This window comes from Ectopseudomonas oleovorans (assembly GCF_029845265.1).
Taxonomy (GTDB): domain Bacteria; phylum Pseudomonadota; class Gammaproteobacteria; order Pseudomonadales; family Pseudomonadaceae; genus Aquipseudomonas; species Aquipseudomonas oleovorans.
Window position 1 is genome coordinate 1 of record NZ_JAOCLK010000017.1, and the last position, 21,635, is coordinate 21,635.

Genomic DNA, 21,635 nt, shown 5'->3' on the forward strand with positions numbered 1-21,635 from the left:
AACGAAAAAGGCCACCCGAAGGTGGCCTTATCGCGAGCAGTCAGCGAAGGCTTAGGCCTTCTTGACTTCCCAACCGGTCAGCTCGGCCAGGGCCTTGCCGATGTCAGCCAGGGAACGCACGGTTTTCACGCCAGCGTCCTGCAGTGCAGCGAATTTCTCGTCTGCAGTGCCCTTGCCACCGGAGATGATGGCGCCAGCATGGCCCATGCGCTTGCCCGCAGGTGCGGTAACACCGGCGATGTAGGAAACGACAGGCTTGGTGACGTTGGCCTTGATGTAGGCCGCAGCTTCTTCTTCAGCGGAACCGCCGATCTCACCGATCATAACGATCGCTTCGGTCTGCGGGTCTTCCTGGAACAGCTTCAGGATATCGATGAAGTTGGAGCCCGGGATCGGGTCACCGCCGATGCCGACGCAGGTCGACTGGCCGAAGCCGGCGTCGGTAGTCTGCTTGACAGCTTCGTAGGTCAGGGTGCCGGAACGCGAAACGATACCGACCTTGCCTGGCAGGTGGATGTGACCCGGCATGATGCCGATCTTGCACTCGCCCGGAGTGATCACGCCTGGGCAGTTCGGGCCGATCAGGGTCACGCCCAGCTCGTCGCACTTGACCTTGGCATCCAGCATGTCGAGGGTAGGAATACCCTCGGTGATGCAGACGATCAGCTTGATGCCACCGAAGGCGGCTTCCAGGATCGAGTCCTTGCAGAAAGGAGCCGGTACGTAGATGACCGACGCGTCAGCGCCGGTAGCTTCTACAGCTTCCTTGACGGTGTTGAACACCGGCAGGCCCAGATGAGTGGTGCCGCCCTTGCCCGGAGTCACGCCGCCAACCATCTTGGTGCCGTAGGCGATGGCTTGTTCGCTGTGGAAAGTGCCCTGCGAGCCGGTGAAGCCCTGGCAGATGACTTTGGTGTCTTTATTGATCAGGACGCTCATTACTTGCCCTCCGCGGCTTTGACGACCTGCTGGGCAGCGTCGGTGAGGCTGGTAGCCGCGATGATGTTCAGACCGCTGTCGGCCAGGACCTTGGCGCCCAGCTCAGCATTGTTACCTTCCAGACGGACCACGACCGGCACTTTCACGCCGACTTCTTTCACGGCGCCGATGATGCCTTCGGCGATCATGTCGCAACGAACGATGCCGCCGAAGATGTTCACCAGAACGGCAGCGACGTTGCTGTCGGACAGGATAATCTTGAAGGCTTCGGTCACGCGCTCTTTGGTTGCGCCGCCACCTACGTCGAGGAAGTTGGCTGGCTTGCCGCCGTGCAGGTTGACGATGTCCATGGTACCCATGGCCAGACCGGCACCGTTGACCATGCAGCCGATGTTGCCTTCCAGGGCCACGTAGTTCAGCTCGAAGCTGGCAGCGTGGGCTTCACGAGGATCGTCTTGCGACGGGTCGTGGAAGGTCTTCAGCTTCGGTTGACGGTACATGGCGTTAGCGTCGATGTTGATCTTCGCGTCCAGGCAGTGCAGGTCGCCGTCGGCCTTGATGACCAGCGGGTTGACTTCCAGCAGAGCCAGATCGTGATCCTTGAACAGCTTGGCCAGACCTACAAAGATCTTGGCGAACTGAGCGACCTGCTTGCCTTCCAGGCCCAGCTGGAAAGCCAGCTCGCGACCCTGGTACGGCTGAGCGCCGACCAACGGATCAATGGTGGCCTTGAGGATCTTCTCAGGGGTTTCGTGGGCCACTTTCTCGATGTCCACGCCACCTTCGGTGGAAGCCATGAACACGATGCGACGGCTGGAGCGGTCCACTACAGCGCCCAGGTACAGTTCCTTGGCGATGTCGGTGCAGGATTCGACCAGGATTTTGCTGACCGGCTGACCATTGGCGTCAGTCTGGTAAGTCACCAGACGCTTGCCCAGCCAGTTGGCGGCGAAGGCCTTGGCGTCTTCTTTGCTCTTGACCAGCTTTACGCCACCGGCTTTACCGCGGCCACCAGCGTGGACCTGAGCCTTGACGACCCACTCGCTACCGCCGATTTTTTCGCAGGCTTCTGCGGCTTCTTCCGGGGTGTCTACCGCGAAGCCCTTGGATACGGGCAGGCCGTATTCAGCGAAGAGCTGCTTACCCTGATACTCGTGAAGATTCATGCTTGTCTACCGTCTTCGTTTAGGTATTGCGCATTCGGCGCTGTACTTGTGATACCGCACCACCTGTGACTGCCGAAGCAGTCCGCCGGGCCTTCCGCCGCGAGTCGAGCTCGACGCGGGCCACCCGACGTGGTTCTGCTTGCAAATACCACCGTGGCGATGAGGCGATTACACGACGCCCCACCTACCACGGTGGCTTACAACAACTGCTGCAGTGGCCGGACGCTACCGGCCATTTGCACACTCAACGCTTCTTGCGATTGGCGATATGGATCGCGCCACCGTTGACCGCCAGGGCCGCTTCGTGCAGCGCCTCGGACAGGGTCGGGTGGGAGAAGACCATCATGCCCAGGTCTTCGGCGCTGGTGCCGAATTCCATGCCGATTGCACCTTGCTGAACCAGCTCGGCAGCGCTCGGGCCAATGACGTGAACGCCCAGCACGCGGTCTGTCTTGGCATCGGCGATGACCTTGACGAAACCGCCGGTATCGTTGGCCGCCATGGCACGACCGCTAGCAGCGAACGGGAAGGTACCGACATTGACGGCAACGCCTTCAGCCTTCAGTTGCTGCTCGGTCTTGCCGACCCATGCGATTTCAGGGTGGGTGTAGATCACGGACGGAATTAGGTCGTAGTTCATCTGCGCCTTGTGGCCAGCGATGCGCTCGGCGACCATCACGCCCTCTTCCGAGGCCTTGTGCGCCAGCATCATGCCGCGCACCACGTCACCAATGGCGTATACGCCCGGAACGCTGGTTTCGCACTGGTCGTTGACGAAGATGTAGCCACGCTCGTCCAGGGTCACGCCGCTGTCGGCAGCCAGCAGATCGGTGGTCACCGGGCGACGGCCCACGGCCACGATCAACTTGTCGAACACCATCTTCTGCTCGCCATTGGCGTCAGTGAAGGTGACGGTAACCTGCTTCTTCTTGACCTCGGTACCGGTAACGCGAGCCCCCAGACGGATGTCCAGGCCCTGCTTGGTCAGGGTCTTCTGGGCTTCCTTGGCGATCTGCTCGTCGGCGGCCGCGAGGAACTTGTCCAGGGCTTCCAGGACGGTGACTTCCGCGCCCAGGCGAGCCCAGACCGAGCCCAGTTCCAGACCGATGACGCCAGCGCCGATGACGCCCAGCTTCTTCGGTACGCTCTGGAATTCCAGGGCGCCGGTGGAGTCGACGATCACATCCTGGTCGACCGGTGCCGGCGGAATCTCGACCGGCTTGGAGCCGGAAGCGATGATCACATGAGCGGCTTCGACCACCTGGCTCTTGCCGTCAGTGCCGGTCACTTCGACCTGCTTGCCAGCCAGCAGCTTGCCGTGGCCTTCCAGCAGGGTCACGCCGTTGGCCTTGAACAGGCCGGCAACACCACCGGTGAGGTTCTTGATGATGGTGTTCTTGCGCGCCACCATGGCCGGCACGTCGATGGTCACACCCTTGGCTTCGATGCCGTGTACGGCGAAGCCTTCTTTGGCTTCGTGGTACTTCCAGGAGCTGTCCAGCAGCGCCTTGGACGGAATGCAACCGACGTTCAGGCAGGTACCGCCGAGGGCGACCTTGCCGTCCTGGCCCTGGTACTTCTCAATGCAGGCGGTCTTCAGACCGAGCTGCGCTGCCTTGATGGCGGCTACGTAGCCACCAGGGCCGGCACCGATGACTACCACGTCGAATTTCTGGGTCATAACGTATTCCTTCTCGAAAAAACCGGACGGCCCCGTAAACAGGGCCGCCGTGGAGGAGACTGGCTTTTAGATTTCCAGCAGCAGACGAGCCGGGTCTTCAAGCAAGTTCTTGATGGTCACCAGGAAGGTCACGGCTTCCTTACCATCGATCAGGCGGTGGTCGTAAGACAGCGCCAGGTACATCATCGGACGGATCACCACCTGGCCGTTGATCGCCATCGGGCGCTGAACGATGTTGTGCATCCCCAGAATCGCAGCCTGCGGCGGGTTGACGATCGGGGTCGACATCATCGAACCGAAGGTACCACCGTTGGTGATGGTGAAGGTGCCGCCGGTCATTTCTTCGATGGACAGCTTGCCGTCTTTGGCTTTCTTGCCGAAGGTGGCGATGCCGCTCTCGATTTCAGCCAGGCTCATCTGCTCGGCGTTACGCAGCACCGGAACCACCAGGCCACGGTCGCTGGACACGGCAACACCGATGTCGGCATAGCCGTGGTAAACGATGTCGTTGCCGTCGATCGAGGCGTTGACTGCCGGGAAGCGTTTCAGGGCTTCGGTAGCTGCCTTGACGAAGAACGACATGAAGCCCAGGCGCACGCCATTGTGGGACTTCTCAAACAGGTCCTTGTACTTCGAACGCAGGGCCATGACTTCGGTCATGTCGACTTCGTTGAAGGTGGTCAGCATAGCCATGGAGGACTGAGCTTCGACCAGACGCTCGGCGATCTTGGCGCGCAGGCGGGTCATCGGCACACGTTTCTCGGGGCGGTCGCCAGTGGCGACTACAGCAGCGGCAGCAGCCAGGGCAGCGGCAGGCTTGGCAGCGGCAGCCGGAGCGTTCTTCTTGGCTTCGACGGCAGCGACCACGTCTTCCTTGGTCACACGGCCACCTTTACCGGTGCCGGCAATGCTGTTCGGGTCGATGCCGTTCTCTTCGGCCAGCTTGCGCGCGGCCGGCGAGAGGATGGCGTCGTCACCAGCAGCAGCCGGAGCAGCAGCCTGGGCCGGCGCAGCGGCAGCGGCCGGTGCAGCAGCCGGAGCGGCGGCGGCAGCACCACCTTCGGTGAGTTTGCCCAGCAGCTCGTTGGAGAGAACGGTGTCGCCTTCGTTCTTGATGATTTCAGCCAGGACACCATCGGCCTCGGCCAGTACTTCGATCACGACCTTGTCGGTTTCGATGTCGACGATCAGCTCATCGCGCTTGACCGCTTCGCCAGGCTTCTTGTGCCAGGTGGCCACGGTACCGTCGGCAACCGATTCCGGGAAGGTTGGGGCTTTGATCTCGATAGCCATTGTATGCGTTTCCTTAAATTCGGTTTTACCGCCAGGTGGCATCTGCCACCTGGCGGATGAAGGCGTTAAACAGTAAAGGCGTCCTGCAGCAGTTTTTCCTGCTGCTCGGCGTGCATCGACGCATAACCGCAGGCTGGCGCTGCCGACGCATCACGACCGGCGTACTCCAGAAGCAGTGACTTCTTGTGTGCGGTAGCGACGCGACGCATGTGGTGCTGGCTGCAGTACCAAGCGCCTTGGTTCATCGGCTCTTCCTGACACCAGACGATGTGCTTGAGGTTCTTGTACGGCGCCAGCGCCTCGGCCAGATCGTCTTCCGGGAACGGATATAGCTGCTCGATACGAATGATGGCGATGTCTTCGCGTCCCTCGGCACGACGTTTTTCCAGCAGGTCGTAGTAGACCTTGCCGCTGCACAGGATCAGACGCTCGACCTTTTTCGGATCCAGCGAATCGATCTCGCCGATTACGGTGTGGAAGGAGCCTTCGGCCAGATCTTCCAGGGTCGAGATGGCCAGCTTGTGACGCAGCAGCGACTTGGGCGTCAGCACCACCAGCGGCTTGCGCAGAGGACGGATCACCTGGCGACGCAGCATGTGATAGACCTGCGCCGGGGTGGTCGGTACGCAGACCTGCATGTTGTGCTCGGCACAGAGTTGCAGATAACGCTCCAGACGCGCCGAGCTGTGCTCAGGCCCCTGCCCTTCATAGCCGTGCGGCAGCAGAACGGTGAGACCGCAGAGACGACCCCACTTGGTCTCGCCGCTGGAAATGAACTGGTCGAATACCACCTGGGCACCGTTGGCGAAGTCGCCGAACTGGGCTTCCCAGATCACCAGCGCGTTCGGCGTAGTGGTGGCATAACCGTACTCGAACGCCAGTACCGCTTCCTCGGAGAGGAAGGAGTCGTACAGCTCGAACTTCGGCTGACCGTCGTACAGGTTCTTCAGCGGAACGTAGGTCGAGCCATCCTTCTGGTTGTGCAGCACCGCGTGACGGTGCGAGAAGGTGCCACGGCCGATGTCCTGACCGGTCATGCGGATCGGATGACCTTCGACCAGCAGAGTGGCGTAAGCCATGGTCTCGGCGAAGCCCCAGTTGATCGGCAAGCCGCCCGCGCCCATCTTCTGACGGTCTTCGAGGATCTTCGCCACCTGACGCTGAACCAGGAAGCCCTCAGGAATTTCCAACAGCTTGGCAGACAGATCCTGCAGGGTCTTCAGGTCGAAGCGAGTGTCATGACGCGCAGTCCAGGTGTGGCCCAGGTACGGACGCCAATCGACGAACAGTTCCTTGTTGGGCTCCTTGACCAGGCTCTTGACCACGTGTTGACCGTTATCCAGCGCGGTACGGTATTCGTCGATCTTGGCCTGCACGTCTTCGCTGCTCAGCACACCGGCAGCGACCAGTGCATCGGCATAAAGCTCACGAGTAGTGCGCTGCTTGGCGATCTGCTGGTACATCAGCGGCTGGGTGCCGTTCGGCTCGTCGGCCTCGTTGTGACCGCGACGACGGTAGCAGACCAGGTCGATGACCACGTCACGCTTGTACTGCATGCGGTAATCGACAGCCAATTGGGTCACGAACAACACGGCTTCCGGATCGTCGCCGTTCACGTGGAAGATCGGCGCCTGGATCATCTTCGCCACGTCGGTGGCATATTCGGTCGAGCGCGAGTCTTCCGGATGGCTGGTGGTGAAACCAACCTGGTTGTTGATCACGATGTGGATGGTGCCGCCCGTCTTGTAGCCACGGGTCTGCGACATCTGGAAGGTTTCCATGACCACGCCCTGACCGGCGAATGCCGCATCACCGTGGATGGAAATCGGCAGTACCTTGTCGCCACTGGCGTCGTTGCGACGATCCTGGCGGGCACGTACCGAACCTTCGACCACCGGAGAAACGATCTCCAGGTGCGAGGGGTTGAACGCCAACGCCAAGTGTACTTCGCCACCGGCAGTCATGACGTTGGAGGAAAAGCCCTGGTGGTACTTCACGTCACCGGACGACAGACCTTCGATCTTCTTGCCTTCGAACTCGTCGAACAGGTCGCGCGGGTTCTTGCCGAAGGTGTTGACCAGAACGTTCAGACGGCCGCGGTGAGCCATGCCGATGACCACTTCCTTGGTGCCGTAGGAGCCGGAGCGCTGGATGATTTCGTCCAGCAGCGGGATCAGGCTCTCGCCACCCTCCAGGCCGAAACGCTTGGTCCCCGGGTATTTGGTGCCCAGGTACTTCTCCAGGCCTTCGGCGGCGGTGATGCGCTCGAGCACGTGCGCCTGCACTTCAGCGGAAAATTGCGGACGACCACGCACGCTTTCCAGGCGCTGGGCGAACCAGTGGCGCTGGCCGGAATCGACGATGTGCATGAACTCGGCACCGATGGTGCGACAATATGTCTGCTGCAATGCGCCGAGAATTTCACGTAGGGTCGCCTCTTCCTTACCGATGTACAGCTCGCCGGTACGGAAAGTGGTATCCAGGTCAGCGTCAGTCAGGCCGTAGTGGTTGATCGACAGATCGGACGGCGCGGTACGCACCCACAGCCCCAGCGGATCGAGCTGGGCGGCTTGGTGGCCACGCACGCGGTAGGCCTGGATCAGACGCAGCACTTCTACCTGCTTCTTCTCGTGCTCGCTGCTGACGGCCCCGGCAGAAACCGGCTGGGCACGACGCGAATTCTTGGCGAGCAGGACGAAATAATCGCGAATGGTCGAGTGCGGCACATCCGCTGCAGCGCTACCGTCGGTCGGCAGCTTCTGGAAGTAAGTGCGCCACTCTTCTGGCACAGCGTTGGGATCGTGCAGGTAGAGCTCGTAGAGCTCTTCCACGTAGGCAGCGTTGCCACCGGATAGGTGGGCACTGTCCCACATGCGCTGCATCACGCTTTCTTGCATGCTTGGTCACCCTCGGTAAAGGGACACCACCGGCGCGAATACCGCATGGTCCTGATCAAAGTCATGATGCTGCGACTCGGATAAAGCCACTTGGGTTCCCGCAGATAGTCCGGGCACCAGCCCGGATGCCCCTGCTGGTCGTCATATTTTTCGAGTATGAGCCGCAGCTTTGTGGGCTGCAGCTCTGGCTTTACTGCGAGGCCGACCTGGGCCGGACTCGCAGGTATTACAGGTATAGCAACTTGCGAATCAGGTACCGCTCTGCAGCAGCATGTTACGCACGTGGCCGATCGCCTTGGTCGGGTTCAGACCCTTGGGGCAGACGTTCACGCAGTTCATGATGCTGCGGCAACGGAACACACTGAACGGATCGTCCAGCGAGGCCAGACGCTCGGCGGTCTTGGTGTCACGGCTGTCGGCCAGGAAGCGATAGGCCTGCAGCAGTGCAGCGGGACCGAGAAACTTGTCCGGGTTCCACCAGAACGACGGGCAGCTGGTCGAGCAGCATGCGCACAGAATGCACTCGTACAGACCGTCGAGCTTTTCGCGCTCTTCCGGAGTCTGCAGACGTTCGATGGCCGGAGCCGGCGTATCGTTCTGCAGGAATGGCTGCACCTTCTCGTACTGCTTGTAGAAGATGCTCATGTCGACGACCAGGTCACGAATGACCGGCAGGCCCGGCAACGGACGAATCACCAGTTTGCCACCCTTGAGGCCGGCAGCGGAGATCGGTGTGATACAGGCCAGGCCGTTCTTGCCGTTGATGTTCATGCCGTCTGAACCACACACGCCTTCACGGCAGGAACGACGGTAGGAGAAACCTTCATCCTGTTCCTTGATCAGCGCCAGCACGTCGAGGACCATGATGTCCTTGCCGCCGGTGTCGACCTGGAAGTCCTGCATGAACGGAGCAGCGTCCTTCTCCGGGTTGTAGCGATAAACACTGACTTGCAACATATCAGTCACCCTTAATAAGTCCGAACCTTGGGTTCAAATGCCGGAACGGTCTTCGGCGCGAAGTTGACATCACGCTTGGCAACGCGCTTCTCGCCTGGGAAGTACAGGGAGTGGCACAGCCAATTCTGGTCATCGCGCTCCTCGAAGTCTTCACGAGCATGGGCACCACGGGACTCTTTACGAGCCTCGGCGGCAACCGCAGTCGCTTCAGCCACTTCGAGCAGGTTTTGCAGTTCCAGCGCTTCGATACGCGCAGTGTTGAATGCCTGGCTCTTGTCCGCGATTTTGACTTTCGCGATGCGCTCACGCAGGTCGGCCAGTTGTTGGATGCCCTTCTGCATGTATTCGCCAGTACGGAATACACCGAAGTAGTTCTGCATGCACTGTTGCAGCTCTTTACGCAGCGGGGCGACGTCTTCACCGGTGCTGCGCTCGTTGACACCAGCCAGACGCGACAGCGACTGTTCGATGTCGGTTTCGCTGGCACCACGGACTTCCACGCCTTCTTTCAGCGCTTTTTCCAGGTGCAGGCCAGCGGCGCGGCCGAATACCACCAGATCGAGCAGCGAGTTGCCGCCCAGACGGTTGGCACCGTGTACCGATACGCACGCCACTTCACCTACGGCGAACAGACCTTCGATGATCTTGTCGTTGCCGTTGGCATCCTGAGTGATGGCCTGGCCGTGAATGTTGGTCGGCACGCCGCCCATCATGTAGTGGCAGGTCGGGATCACCGGAACCGGAGCGACGACCGGGTCGACGTGAGCGAAGGTCTTGGACAGTTCGCAGATACCCGGCAGACGGCTGTGCAGCACTTCTTCGCCGAGGTGGTCGAGCTTGAGCAGTACGTGGTCCTTGTCCGGGCCACAGCCGTTGCCGGCGATGACTTCCTTGACCATGGAACGGGCAACCACGTCGCGACCAGCCAGGTCTTTGGCGTTCGGCGCATAACGCTCCATGAAACGCTCGCCATGGGCGTTGATCAGGTAACCACCCTCGCCACGGCAACCTTCGGTGACCAGTACGCCAGCGCCGGCGATACCGGTCGGGTGGAACTGCCACATTTCGATGTCCTGCACCGGCACGCCGGCACGCAGGGCCATGCCCACGCCGTCACCGGTGTTGATCAGGGCGTTGGTGGTGGAGGCGTAGATACGACCAGCACCGCCGGTGGCCAGAACCACGGCCTTGGAGCGGATGTAGACGGTTTCGCCAGTCTCGATGCAGATGGCGATGACGCCGACGATGGCGCCGTCCTGATTCTTCACCAGGTCAACCGCGTACCACTCGTTGAGGAACGAGGTGCCGGCTTTCAGGTTGGCCTGATACAGGGTGTGCAGCAGTGCGTGACCGGTACGGTCGGCAGCAGCACAGGTACGAGCAGCCTGGGTCGGATTGTCCGGCCCCTTGGACTGACCACCGAACGGACGCTGGTAGATGCGGCCCTGCTCGGTACGGGAGAACGGCAGACCCATGTGCTCGAGCTCGAACACAGCTTCCGGACCGACGGAGCACATGTATTCGATAGCGTCCTGGTCACCGATGTAGTCGGAACCCTTGACGGTATCGTACATGTGCCAGCGCCAATCATCGTTCGGATCGGCCGAAGCGATGGCGCAGGTAATGCCACCCTGAGCGGAAACGGTGTGCGAACGAGTCGGGAACACCTTGGTGACCACGGCAGTCTTGTGACCGCCCTGGGCCAGTTGCAGCGCAGCACGCATGCCGGCGCCGCCGCCACCCACAATGATGGCGTCATAGGAAAGAGTACGGATGCTAGCCATGAATCAGAAACCCCACAGAATCTGCACGCCCCAGACGAACATCGTGAACATCGCGATGCCACACACAGCCTGGAACAGGAAACGCACACCAGTCGCCCACTTGCCCAGCGCCATCGGCGTCAGGTAGTCGGTGGAGATGGTCCACATGCCAACCCAGGCGTGCACGCTCAGCGCTACAAGAGCCAGCAGACTGAAGATACGCATTGCGGCATGCGAGAACAGACCATGCCATTCGGCGTAGCCCATACCTGGATTACAGATCACATAGCCCAGCAGAAACAGCGTGTAAGCCGCGAGAACGACCGCAGAAACGCGCTGAGCCATCCAGTCATAGAGGCCCGAACGCGAGAAATTCGTGACATTAGTTACCATATCCACACCCCCAGCAGCACGATCACGACCGCCGAGACGGCGATGACGATTTGCGAGCCCAGCTTGCCGCCTTCCAGCGTATCACCGATGCCCATGTCCATGATCAAGTGGCGTACACCGGCCACCAGGTGGTACAGCAGAGCGGACAACAGACCCCAGATCACGAACTTGGCCAGCGGACTGGTCAGACATTCTTTCACCTGGGCGAAGCCCTCCTCGGAGGTCAACGACTTGTCGAGGCCAAACAGCAGAATGGCGATACCGACAAAGAGGATGACACCGGAGATACGGTGAAGAATGGACGTGTAAGCGGTGATCGGAAGCTTGATAGTCCGAAGGTCTAGGTTTACAGGTCGTTGGCTATTCACGGCTTTTTTATCACACTGAGAGCCCCTAACGATCAGGGCAAAGTTGTTGGGAAGTGCACTGGCAAGGTACCCATCACCCAATGAGTGACAACCGCCATGACACGGCCCTAAAGCCTGTGGCGGTCGGCCGCAGAGTATAGACAGTTAGCAGACTAATGACAATGCAATGCCCTCCCCCAAAAAGCGCATTGCAGCCTTTAAACAAATGGCGTAAATAGCGCCCTTTTTTCGTTGGAAATACCGTTCAAACCCTTCTACTGCCTGGGTTCTCGCAAATTGACTTTCGGATTTATCCCACTATAGTGGTGCGGGCCCTGCGTGGGGGGCTGTCTGATGATTTCAAGCATAACTAGGAGGCCACATATGGCTGACAAAAAAGCGCAGTTGATCATCGAGGGCAATGCCCCCGTCGAACTGCCCGTTCTGACCGGCACTGTTGGTCCCGATGTAATCGATGTGCGGAGCCTGACCGCCACGGGTCGGTTCACCTTTGATCCTGGCTTCATGTCGACCGCCTCTTGCGAGTCGAAAATCACCTATATCGACGGCGATCAAGGCATCCTGCTGCACCGCGGCTACCCCATCGAGCAGCTCGCCGAGCAGTCTGACTACCTGGAAACCTGCTACCTGCTGCTCAACGGCGAACTGCCGAGCAAGGAAGAAAAGGCCAAGTTCGTCAGCACCATCAAGAACCACACCATGGTTCATGAACAGCTGAAGACCTTCTTCAACGGTTTCCGCCGCGATGCCCACCCGATGGCCATCATGTGCGGCGTGGTTGGTGCCCTGTCCGCCTTCTATCACGACTCGCTGGACATCAATAACCCGCAGCACCGCGAAGTGTCGGCCATGCGCCTGGTGGCCAAGATGCCGACCATCGCCGCCATGACCTACAAGTACTCCATGGGTCAGCCCATGATGTACCCGCGCAATGACCTGAATTACGCGGAAAACTTCCTGCACATGATGTTCAACACCCCGTGCGAGATCAAACCGATCAGCCCGGTTCTGGCCAAGGCGATGGACAAGATTTTCATCCTTCATGCCGACCATGAGCAGAACGCCTCCACCTCCACCGTACGTCTGGCTGGCTCCTCGGGTGCCAACCCGTTCGCCTGTATCGCAGCCGGTATCGCCGCGCTGTGGGGCCCGGCACACGGCGGCGCCAACGAAGCCGTACTGGCCATGCTCGACGAGATCGGTGACGTTTCGAACATCGACAAGTTCATCGCCAAGGCCAAGGACAAGAACGACCCGTTCAAGCTGATGGGCTTCGGCCACCGCGTGTACAAGAACCGCGACCCGCGCGCCACCGTGATGAAGCAGACCTGCGACGAAGTTCTCGGCGAGCTGGGCATCACCAATGACCCGCAGCTTGAACTGGCCATGCGCCTAGAAGAGATCGCCCTGACCGATCCCTACTTCAAAGAGCGCAACCTGTACCCGAACGTCGACTTCTACTCGGGCATCATCCTCAAAGCCATCGGCATTCCGACCTCGATGTTCACCGTTATCTTCGCCCTGGCACGTACCGTGGGTTGGATCTCGCACTGGAAGGAAATGCTCTCGGGTCCGTACAAGATTGGCCGTCCGCGCCAGCTGTACACCGGTTACAAGCAGCGCGATCTGCCGACCAACCGCGATTGATAGCGCCCCGAGACGAAAAAGGCTGCCCATCTGGCTAATGTCAGTCAGTTAAGCGCCTAGGCACTTGGTTTACGGGCGCTGCAATCGTATAGGAAGGAATTTAACTGTTGCCAGTCGGTTCGACTTGTAGGGTGGGCTTCAGCCCACGCCGGCCGCCGTTGGTGGGCTGAAGTCCACCCTGCAAGAGCAAAAAACCTTATCTGATCGGCATTAGCCCATCTGGCAGCCTTTTTATTGCCTGGCGAGTATCTCGCTCAGCGCCCTTCCACCTTCGCTCGCAAACCCTGCAGCGTCTGCAGCGGCGCATCGACGACGAAACTGTTGGCCAGCCAGGAGGGCACACTGCCGCCCGGTTCAGTGTGCACCTCGTAGGTCACCTCCACCCTGTCCTGGTCCGCGGTTTGAGATGCCACTCGCCGTCGACACGTTACACCCGCACGAAATCCTTATCCTCCGGCAATCACTGCGGCACCGCCTTGAGCAGGCGCTTGACAGCGCCGTCAGCATCAGTGCGCGTGGTCACATGGATCACCGAATCACGCGCCTTCACCGGCCAGGGCGTCTCGAAACGGGTGTACAGCTCGCTCACATTACCCTAGGTCTCGAGCAGTCGCTGCTGCTGGCAGCTGAAGATTCAGGAGCAGGACCCCGCGACATCCTCCTGCGCCGCCTGTATCCCGGCCAGGTCAGCGTTGATCGCCACCACACCGCGATAGGCCTTGTACTTGGATACAGGTACATCAGCCTGGTAAACGCTCACACCGTCTTCTTCGCGCTCCAGCTGCCACTGCCTCTCGGCAACCTGGACAGCGGCCACGCACAACAGCATGGCCAGAACGGAATAACGCATCATCTTCGAGCAACTCCCGGTGGAACTGTTTGCGTTTCGACCCGCACGGGCCGTGAGCGGTTCACATCGTCAGACAGTCGCCTGCTCCAGCCAACCCAACATACGAATGGCGCTCTCGCGATCATCCGCGCACAGCTGCTCTTCCGCCTTGAACCCACCGCACACTGCGGGCCTCTCCGGGCGACCGAAGATGGCGCAGAGAAACTCGGCATTGAGATGGATACAGCGCACGCCAGCGGGCTTGCCGTCAGGCATGCCCGGAATCGGTGAGCTGATGGAAGGCGCGATGCAGCAGGCACCGCAACCGGCACGACACTCCATGAAACGACCTCGACTACAAACGAACGGCGGCGATCCTAACAGGCCGCTGAAAAACTACCTACGTTGCCATTGCTGCGTTAAAAACAGCCTTAAAATGCTCATTTACGAAACGTAAACTGCGCTTTTTCGGCTGTTTTTGCCTTGCACTGGCTGCCTCGCCTACGTTTTTTCAACGGCCTGCTAATGAGGCGCGCGCCGTCCGTCGAGGCCTTTGGCGATCAGCGGTTACGCTGCAGGCGAGCCAGCAGGCTGGAGGTATCCCAGCGCCCACCGCCCATGGCCTGAACGTCGGCGTAGAACTGATCGACCAGCGCCGTCACAGGCAGTTGAGCACCGTTGCGACGCGACTCGTCGAGCAGAATCGACAGATCCTTGCGCATCCAGTCGACCGCGAAACCGAAGTCGAACTCGCCGGCCAGCATGGTCTTGTAGCGATTTTCCATCTGCCAGGACTGCGCTGCGCCCTTGCTGATCACATCGACCACCGCATGGCCATCCAGCCCCGCGCACTGAGCGAAGTTGAGCGCCTCTGCCAAACCCTGAACCAGACCGGCGATGCAGATCTGATTGACCATCTTGCTCAACTGGCCGCTGCCGGCCGGCCCCATCAGGCGCATCATCCGCGCGTAACTCTGGATGACCGGCTCGGCAAGCGCATAGGTTTCGGCCTCGCCACCGACCATCACGGTCAGCACACCATTGATCGCACCGGCCTGACCACCGGATACCGGCGCATCGAGAAAACCCAGGCCATGCTCGGCCGCAACAGCCGCCAGCTCACGCGCCACATCGGCCGAGGCGGTGGTGTGATCGACCAGAATGGCGCCCGGAGCCATACCGGCGAACGCGCCCTGCTCGCCCAGAATCACGCTGCACAGGTCGTCATCGTTACCGACGCAACACATCACCAGTTCGGCGCCCGCCACCGCCTCACGCGGGGTCGGCGCAGAGCTGCCGGCATATTCACCCATCCATTGCTCGGCTTTGCCCGGCGAGCGGTTATAGACCGTCACCTGATGCCCTTTGCGTGCCAGATGCCCGGCCATCGGATACCCCATGACGCCCAAACCGAGAAACGTGACCTTTGCCATAGCAACCTCCTGCAGATATAGGCGCCAGAGCCTAACGGGCATGGCGCGAATCATCAAAGCCTTTGCAGCACGCCGCCCCTCATCCGACGCTACGCGCCACCTTCTGCCACAGGAGAAGAACATCAGAAACCGTCGCTGCGCCACGCACGCGTCAACGACGTTTGCCCTGGCCGAAAAGGCCTTCCATACTGCCTGCGATTCGATTCAGAACGGATGCTTGAGCTTGGAGCCTTGGCCCTGATGCCAGGAGCCTTTTCCATGCAGCGAGGCCGAAGCGCAACAGATCGCAGACAGGTTCTAAGGAGCGCCCATGGGGCATTGGCTAGTCATCGACCTGGAGGCCACCACTGATGAGGGCGGCTGGGCGATGGAGGAAATGGAAATCATCGAGATCGGTGCCAGCCTGGTTGGTGTGGACGGCCATGAACGGGATCACTTTCAGCGCATCGTCAAACCACAGCGCCGCCCGTGCTTGACCGACTTCTGCCGCGAACTCACCCATATCACCCAGGCCGAGATCGACAGCGCCGCTACCCTGTCCCAGGTCTGGGCTCAGTTCGAGCGCTGGCTGACGCAGCATGCACCACGCCTGGTCGGCTGGAGCAGTTGGGGTGATTACGATCGCCGCCAGCTGGAGCAGGAATGGCGTCAACATCAGTTGCACAGCCTGCTGGCCCAGGTGCCGCACCTTAACCTCAAACAGGCTTTCGCCAAGGCGCGCCAACTGCAGCGGCCGGTTGGCCTGCACAGTGCATTGCAACTGGCTGGCATGCAGTTTCAAGGGCAACAGCACCGCGCCCTCGAAGATGCGCGTAACACCGCCCGCCTGCTGCCACTGGTATTGCCCCTCAAAGACTGATGACGAAGAAAAGGCGCTTGGGCATACTGGCGGCCCTTTTATGGCCTGCCATGCATGGCGGTCACCCTTCTGGCCGTCGTCACACGACGTTAAACATGGCTTCCAGCAATTTTTTCAACCCCTTCCGAGGAATCGCAGATGTTCAAGGTCAACGAATACTTCGACGGCACCGTCAAATCCATCGGTTTCACAATGGCTGAAGGCCCTGCCACCATCGGCGTAATGGCCCCGGGCGAATACGAATTCGGCACCAGCCAACTGGAAGTCATGCATGTCGTCGCCGGCGCCCTGACCGTCAAACTGCCGGGCAGCGACAGCTGGAACACCTTCGAAGCCGGCAGCAAGTTCACCGTCGAGGCCAACAGCAAGTTCCAGCTCAAGGTGGCCGTAGACACCGCCTATCTCTGCGAATATCGCTAGGGTCTGTTGCCGTTTCGACACGAGCCGCGTTGCTGCGCCAAATTGCGCCACGCGAGGCGCGGGATGCAGGTAATGGTCGTTCCCTTGCCAAATCCCGCAACGACGCATGGCGCAATTTGCCGCGCAACCCGAAGGGACGGGCCAGTTTTTGCGTGGTACGTCGTTACTCGACGGTTCATTTGGGCGACCAAACTTCGCGTCTCACGCCTAGCCCCACGCAAAAACTGGCTCCGTCGCGGCCGTGCGCGAAACGGCAACAGACCCTAACAGCCCGTTGAGAAACTACCTGCGTTTAAAAGCGACCTCGCGTGCGAGCCCAGTCAAAATGCTCATTTACAGCTCGTAAAGTCGAGCGCGACTCCGACCGTTTTTCGGTCGTTTTTGCGGGGCCGCCATCGGTATTGTCTTGCCTGCCTCGCCTACGTTTTTCTCAACGGTCTGGCAGCCACTACGCGCCACGAAGAACCGGCCCCAGCGGCCGGTTTTTTCTTTGATGATCACCACCAGGACATAGCCCATGTCACGCAGTGCACTTCTCGCCCCCATTGCCTTGTTGCTGGTGGCCATGGTCTCGATCCAGAGCGGCGCGTCGCTGGCCAAGAACCTGTTCCCGCTGGTCGGCGCCGAAGGCACCACAGCCCTGCGCCTGGTGCTCGGCGCGATCATTCTGTCGCTGGTGATGCAGCCCTGGCGGGCCAAACTGGATTTGCGCAAGTGCCATGCCCTGCTCGCCTACGGCCTGGCGCTGGGCGGCATGAATCTGATGTTCTACATGTCCCTGCAGAGCATCCCGCTGGGCATCGCCGTGGCGCTGGAATTCACCGGGCCGCTGGCTCTGGCGCTGTTTTCCTCGCGCCGCCTGCTGGACTTCGTCTGGGTGATTCTGGCCATCGCCGGCCTGTGGATGCTGCTGCCAACCGGCGCCACGCAAAGCGCCATAGACCCACTCGGCGCAGCTCTGGCCCTCGGCGCGGGGGTGTGCTGGTCGCTGTACATCATCTTCGGCCAGAAAGCCGGCGCCCAGCATGGCCGCCACACCGTCGCCCTGGGCACCTGGGTCGCCGCCTTGCTGGTCCTGCCCATTGGCATCTGGCATGCCGGCACGGACCTGCTGAGCGCGGACCTGCTACCCATCGCCCTGGGTGTCGCGGTACTGTCTTCGGCCCTGCCCTACAGCCTGGAGATGGTCGCCTTGACGCGCCTGCCCGCACGCACCTTCAGCGTGCTGATGAGCCTGGAGCCGGCAGTCGCGGCAATGTGCGGTCTGGCCTTTCTCGGCGAGAAGCTGCTCTGGGGCCAGTGGCTGGCCGTCGGTGCGATCATTATCGCCTCTGCCGGGGCAGCCGCCACCATCAAACCCAAGAGCTAGTTGCCGAACTGCAACTCGGCCAAACGCGCATAGAGCGGACTACTCTCGATCAGCTCGGCATGACTGCCGATCGCAGCCAAACGGCCCTGTTCGATCACCGCAATGCGATCCGCCTGCTTCACCGTGGCCAGGCGATGAGCGATCACCAAGGTGGTGCGCCCGGCCATTAGTGACGGCAGCGCCTGCTGGATCAGGTGCTCGCTCTCGGCATCCAGGGCGCTGGTGGCCTCATCGAGCAGCAGGATCGGCGCATCGGCGAGCAAGGCACGGGCAATCGCCAGGCGCTGACGCTGGCCACCGGAAAGCCCGAGCCCGGCCTCCCCCAAATGAGTCTGGTAACCCTGCGGTAGGCGCTGAATGAACTCATGGGCATGCGCCGCCCGCGCGGCCGCCTCCACCTCGGCCTGGCTGGCATCCAGGCGACCATAGCGAATGTTGTCCTCCACCGAGCCGAAGAACAGCGCAGGATTCTGCGACACCAGGGCGAAACTGGCACGCAACTCGCGCGGATCGAGCTGATCGATCGGCACGCCATCGATGAGGATGCGCCCGCCCTGCGGATCGAAGAAGCGCAGCAGCAGATCGAACAGCGTCGATTTGCCAGCCCCGGACGGTCCTACCAGTGCCAGCGTCTCGCCTGCCGCTACCTGCAGATCGATGCCATCGATGGCGTAGCTGTCCAAACGCGACGGATAGGCGAATCGCACACGCTGCAGCTCGATGCGCCCCTGTACCGGCTGCGACAGATGCTGCGGCTGCTCCGGCGCCACGATGGCGTTGCTGGCACGTAACAGCTCGCCGATGCGCTCGGCGGCGCCTGCGGCACGCTGCAATTCACCGATCACCTCGCTCAGCGTGCCGAAGGACGAGCCAACGATCAGGCTGTAGAACACGAAAGCCGCCAGCTCACCGCCGGAGATGCGCCCGGCGATCACATCCATGCCGCCGACCCAGAGCATCACCCCGACAGCGCCGAGCACCAGCACGATCACTACGGTGATCAGCCAGGAACGCTGGGCGATGCGCTTGCGCGCCACATCGAAAGCCGCTTCGGCAGACTCGCCAAAGCGGCGCTTGTCCTCATCCTGATGGTTGTAAGCCTGTACCGTCTTGATCTGCCCCAGCACTTCGCCGACATAACTGCCGACATCGGCCACGCGGTCCTGGCTCTGCCGCGACAGCGCACGCACACGGCGGCCGAACAGCAGGATAGGCGCTACCACCAAGGGTAGAGCCAACAGAACGATACCGCTGAGCTTGGGGTTGGTGACCACCAGTAGCACGCTGCCACCGATCAACATGATCAGGTTGCGCAGCGCCATCGACAGCGACGAGCCAATCACCGATTGCAGTAGCGCGGTATCGGCGGTCAGCCGCGACTGGATTTCCGAGCTGCGATTGCTCTCGTAGAAGCCAGGATGCAACTCAATCAGGTGATCGAACACCCGCCGGCGGATATCCGCGACCACCCGCTCGCCGATCCATGACACCAGGTAGAAGCGCGTGTAGGTGCCGAAGGCCAGCGCCAATACCAGCACGAAGAACAGCAGCAGGGACTGCCGCAGCGCGGCCGGCGACTGCGTGGCCAGCCCCTGATCCACCAGCAGCTTGATGCCCTGGCCCATGGACAGGGTGATGGCTGCCGTGAACATCAGCGCCAGCAGCGCGCCCAGTACCCGGCCGCGATACGGGGCGATAAAGCGCCAGGCCAGGCGTATGGCACCGCGCTGACGGGAAGAGAGCATCGAAATCATGGCAGGTCTCAGGTCAGCGGCCGAAGGTGTCGCAGCCGCTGGCGGCAGGAAGTTGAATGTCTGAGTCAGCAGTTGGGGGCGGCGGCGCGCAACCTCAAGCGGCTGCGTCCATTGCCGAGGCAGGCGACCGCGACGGCTTATGAGCCCGTCTTCGCCAGCTCTGCTGGCGGACGATAATGGCCGGTAATGCGATAGCTGAAGAGGATGTCCTCCTCCTGCGCACCACGGCCGATGTTGTGCAGAATCAGCGGCACACCCGTTGCCGCCCGATGATCGCTGACGATACCGATATGCGTGAGACCACGGCCCAGATCCCAGGTGACGATATCGCCCGGCCGATACGCCGAAGCCGCCTGGCTAAGCGGCAGCGACCAGCCCTGACGCTTGAACCAGGTCATCAGGTTGGGCACACGGCGGTGGTCAATATTGCTGTCCGGGCGATTCAGCCCCCAGTTCTTCGGATAGACGGAGAAGCTGCCGCGCATGTCGCGGTGCACCGCTTCCTGCAAGTCCAGCCCCTGCTGGCGCAGTGCGCGGATCACCACGTCGGTGCAGACCCCTGTGGCCATCGGCACATCACCACCGGGATAGCTCAACTGGCGGTAGGCCGGGTCATAGCTCAGCGTCACACCGATCTGCTGGCGTGCATCGCGCACCAGCTTTTCAGCTTCGATGGCCTGTGCGGCCAGCGCCAGTGACCAGAGCAACAGCAGAATCAGCCCGCGCATCTCGCTCTCCTATCGCGCCAGAGGGTACAGCAACTCTTCCCTGTAACCGGCCCAGACCCGTATGGCATCGGGAAAGGCGTCGTCCAGCGTCACGTCGCCGCTGTCGACCAGCAGCGGCCGGCCATTCAGTGTCGCCAGCTTGCGCTTGGTCGCCACCACACGCAGGCGCTCCAGGCCGACCGCACGCAGCACACGGGGGCTGATCTGCTGGTTGCCACGCCCGATGACATGACCCTGCCCCCCGATGGCGGTGACCAGCAAGTAGGTCGGATGCGCCTCGACCAGGGCGAACAGCTCGGCCTCGTTGACGTCACGGGCGATCACCTGGCCGTCCTCGATCACATCGACGCCCAGCAAGGTGGTGTCCAGCCCGAGATTCTGCGCCAGGCCATGCAAGGTCGAACCGGGGCCAAATACATAACGCACACCGGGCTCCCATTCAGCCTCCAGCCAGGCAGCCAGATCAGCCAGCACCAGCTCTTCGGACTCCACGCCGCCCTGCTTGACCGCCTGCACGTAACCGCCCTCCTGCGGCACGCACAACTCGCCGTACCAGCGCGCGGTAACGCGCCCCTCACGCAGGGCATTCTCGTCGATGTCACGCACCTCGCCGCTGGCCAGACGAACCAAACCGCCTTCGACCAGGCGCGCCGTCAGCTCACCGGCCGCTCGCGGGCTAATGGCGTACACCCCGGACTGGATCTTCACCCCCGCCGGAATGCCCAGCACCGGCTGCCCGTCCCTGATCACGGCACATACATCACGCGCAGTGCCATCGCCACCGGCAAATAGAATCAGTGCCGCACCGGCGTCCTGCAGGTGTTGCACAGCACGACGGGTGTCGTCGGCCGTGCTGGGCTCGTCGCCCAACTGTCCCAGCAGACGATGCTCAAAGCCCATCTGCGCCAACAAATCGCCGCCCATGGCACCGGGATAGGTGACGAACTCAATGCGCTCACGCAGCGCCAACAGTTGCTCCAGCGCCGTGCGCGTACGCTGCGCAGCCTTCGGTTCAACGCCGAGTGCCAGGGCCTGCTCGGCCACGCCGTCGCTGCCCTTGAGTGCAGCCGGGCCACCCAGCCCGGCCAGAGGGTTGATGATCAGACCTATATGAAAACGCGACATGCCTTCCTCAATTA

General features: G+C 61.3%; 18 protein-coding genes and 1 pseudogene. 4 read left to right on the plus strand and 15 right to left on the minus strand.

The window, feature by feature from the left end; genetic code table 11:
- Positions 1-51: 51 nt before the first annotated feature.
- The 9 genes from sucD to sdhC form a co-directional block, all read right to left on the minus strand.
- Positions 52-939, minus strand: coding sequence for a succinate--CoA ligase subunit alpha (gene sucD / locus N5J71_RS10835; RefSeq protein WP_003459991.1), 888 nt, complete (start codon positions 937-939; stop codon positions 52-54).
- Entirely contained in the window at positions 939-2,105 is a 1,167-nt protein-coding gene (gene sucC, locus N5J71_RS10840) for an ADP-forming succinate--CoA ligase subunit beta (RefSeq protein ID WP_074856066.1), read from the minus strand. The genes sucD and sucC overlap by 1 nt, the downstream gene beginning before the upstream one ends.
- Positions 2,106-2,349: 244 nt before the next feature.
- Positions 2,350-3,786: a dihydrolipoyl dehydrogenase gene (lpdA, locus tag N5J71_RS10845; RefSeq protein WP_279534874.1), complete on the minus strand. Its 1,437-nt coding sequence runs from the start codon at positions 3,784-3,786 to the stop codon at positions 2,350-2,352.
- A 66-nt stretch (positions 3,787-3,852) separates the two neighbouring features.
- Positions 3,853-5,079 (minus strand): 2-oxoglutarate dehydrogenase complex dihydrolipoyllysine-residue succinyltransferase, encoded by a 1,227-nt coding sequence (gene odhB, locus N5J71_RS10850; protein WP_279916848.1) that lies wholly within the window; start codon positions 5,077-5,079, stop codon positions 3,853-3,855.
- A 65-nt stretch (positions 5,080-5,144) separates the two neighbouring features.
- Positions 5,145-7,976, minus strand: a complete 2,832-nt coding sequence (locus N5J71_RS10855) for a 2-oxoglutarate dehydrogenase E1 component (protein ID WP_003459987.1) — start codon at positions 7,974-7,976, stop codon at positions 5,145-5,147.
- Between the two features lie 249 nt (positions 7,977-8,225).
- Positions 8,226-8,933 carry a succinate dehydrogenase iron-sulfur subunit gene (locus tag N5J71_RS10860; protein ID WP_092375596.1) on the minus strand — a complete coding sequence of 236 codons (708 nt, stop codon included), beginning with the start codon at positions 8,931-8,933 and terminating at the stop codon, positions 8,226-8,228.
- An 11-nt stretch (positions 8,934-8,944) separates the two neighbouring features.
- Positions 8,945-10,717: a succinate dehydrogenase flavoprotein subunit gene (gene sdhA / locus N5J71_RS10865; RefSeq protein WP_003459985.1), complete on the minus strand. Its 1,773-nt coding sequence runs from the start codon at positions 10,715-10,717 to the stop codon at positions 8,945-8,947.
- 3 nt (positions 10,718-10,720) lie between these two features.
- On the minus strand, positions 10,721-11,089 hold the full coding sequence (gene sdhD, locus N5J71_RS10870; protein ID WP_003459983.1) for a succinate dehydrogenase, hydrophobic membrane anchor protein: 369 nt from the start codon (positions 11,087-11,089) through the stop codon (positions 10,721-10,723).
- Positions 11,083-11,457 (minus strand): succinate dehydrogenase, cytochrome b556 subunit, encoded by a 375-nt coding sequence (sdhC, locus tag N5J71_RS10875; RefSeq protein ID WP_257598581.1) that lies wholly within the window; start codon positions 11,455-11,457, stop codon positions 11,083-11,085. Before sdhC ends, sdhD begins: the two co-directional genes overlap by 7 nt.
- Before the next feature lie 363 nt (positions 11,458-11,820).
- On the opposite strand from sdhC, the gene gltA reads away from it, so the two are divergent.
- A complete protein-coding gene (gene gltA / locus N5J71_RS10880) occupies positions 11,821-13,104 on the plus strand; it encodes a citrate synthase (RefSeq protein WP_039964559.1) in 1,284 nt (427 codons plus the stop codon).
- Positions 13,105-13,358: 254 nt separating this feature from the next.
- Here gltA and N5J71_RS10885 read toward each other — a convergent pair.
- The 3 genes and pseudogenes from N5J71_RS10885 to N5J71_RS10895 all read right to left on the minus strand — a co-directional run bounded on the left by N5J71_RS10885 (position 13,359) and on the right by N5J71_RS10895 (position 15,408).
- Positions 13,359-13,957, minus strand: a pseudogene (locus N5J71_RS10885) (START domain-containing protein).
- Positions 13,958-14,023: 66 nt separating this feature from the next.
- Complete coding sequence (locus N5J71_RS10890) at positions 14,024-14,275, minus strand: YkgJ family cysteine cluster protein (RefSeq protein WP_003459965.1); 252 nt, start codon at positions 14,273-14,275, stop codon at positions 14,024-14,026.
- Between the two features lie 218 nt (positions 14,276-14,493).
- Entirely contained in the window at positions 14,494-15,408 is a 915-nt protein-coding gene (locus tag N5J71_RS10895) for an NAD(P)-dependent oxidoreductase (RefSeq protein ID WP_256672069.1), read from the minus strand.
- A gap of 268 nt (positions 15,409-15,676) precedes the next feature.
- Between N5J71_RS10895 and N5J71_RS10900 the strand changes: the two genes are divergently transcribed.
- From N5J71_RS10900 to rhtA, 3 genes are all read left to right on the plus strand, one after another.
- Positions 15,677-16,225, plus strand: coding sequence for a 3'-5' exonuclease (locus N5J71_RS10900; protein WP_003459962.1), 549 nt, complete (start codon positions 15,677-15,679; stop codon positions 16,223-16,225).
- Between the two features lie 138 nt (positions 16,226-16,363).
- Entirely contained in the window at positions 16,364-16,645 is a 282-nt protein-coding gene (gene ppnP / locus N5J71_RS10905) for a pyrimidine/purine nucleoside phosphorylase (RefSeq protein WP_003459961.1), read from the plus strand.
- A gap of 517 nt (positions 16,646-17,162) precedes the next feature.
- Positions 17,163-18,014 carry a threonine/homoserine exporter RhtA gene (gene rhtA / locus N5J71_RS10910; RefSeq protein WP_003459960.1) on the plus strand — a complete coding sequence of 284 codons (852 nt, stop codon included), beginning with the start codon at positions 17,163-17,165 and terminating at the stop codon, positions 18,012-18,014.
- On the opposite strand, the gene N5J71_RS10915 is transcribed toward rhtA, so the two are convergent.
- The 3 genes from N5J71_RS10915 to N5J71_RS10925 form a co-directional block, all read right to left on the minus strand.
- The gene (locus N5J71_RS10915) at positions 18,011-19,768 is read right to left on the minus strand and encodes an ABC transporter transmembrane domain-containing protein (protein ID WP_003459959.1); all 1,758 of its coding nucleotides are present in this window, start codon (positions 19,766-19,768) and stop codon (positions 18,011-18,013) included. The genes rhtA and N5J71_RS10915 overlap by 4 nt on opposite strands.
- 137 nt (positions 19,769-19,905) lie before the next feature.
- The gene (locus tag N5J71_RS10920) at positions 19,906-20,496 is read right to left on the minus strand and encodes a DUF1287 domain-containing protein (RefSeq protein ID WP_003459958.1); all 591 of its coding nucleotides are present in this window, start codon (positions 20,494-20,496) and stop codon (positions 19,906-19,908) included.
- A gap of 9 nt (positions 20,497-20,505) precedes the next feature.
- Positions 20,506-21,621 carry an ATP-NAD kinase family protein gene (locus N5J71_RS10925; RefSeq protein WP_003459956.1) on the minus strand — a complete coding sequence of 372 codons (1,116 nt, stop codon included), beginning with the start codon at positions 21,619-21,621 and terminating at the stop codon, positions 20,506-20,508.
- Between the last annotated feature and the right edge of the window lie 14 nt (positions 21,622-21,635).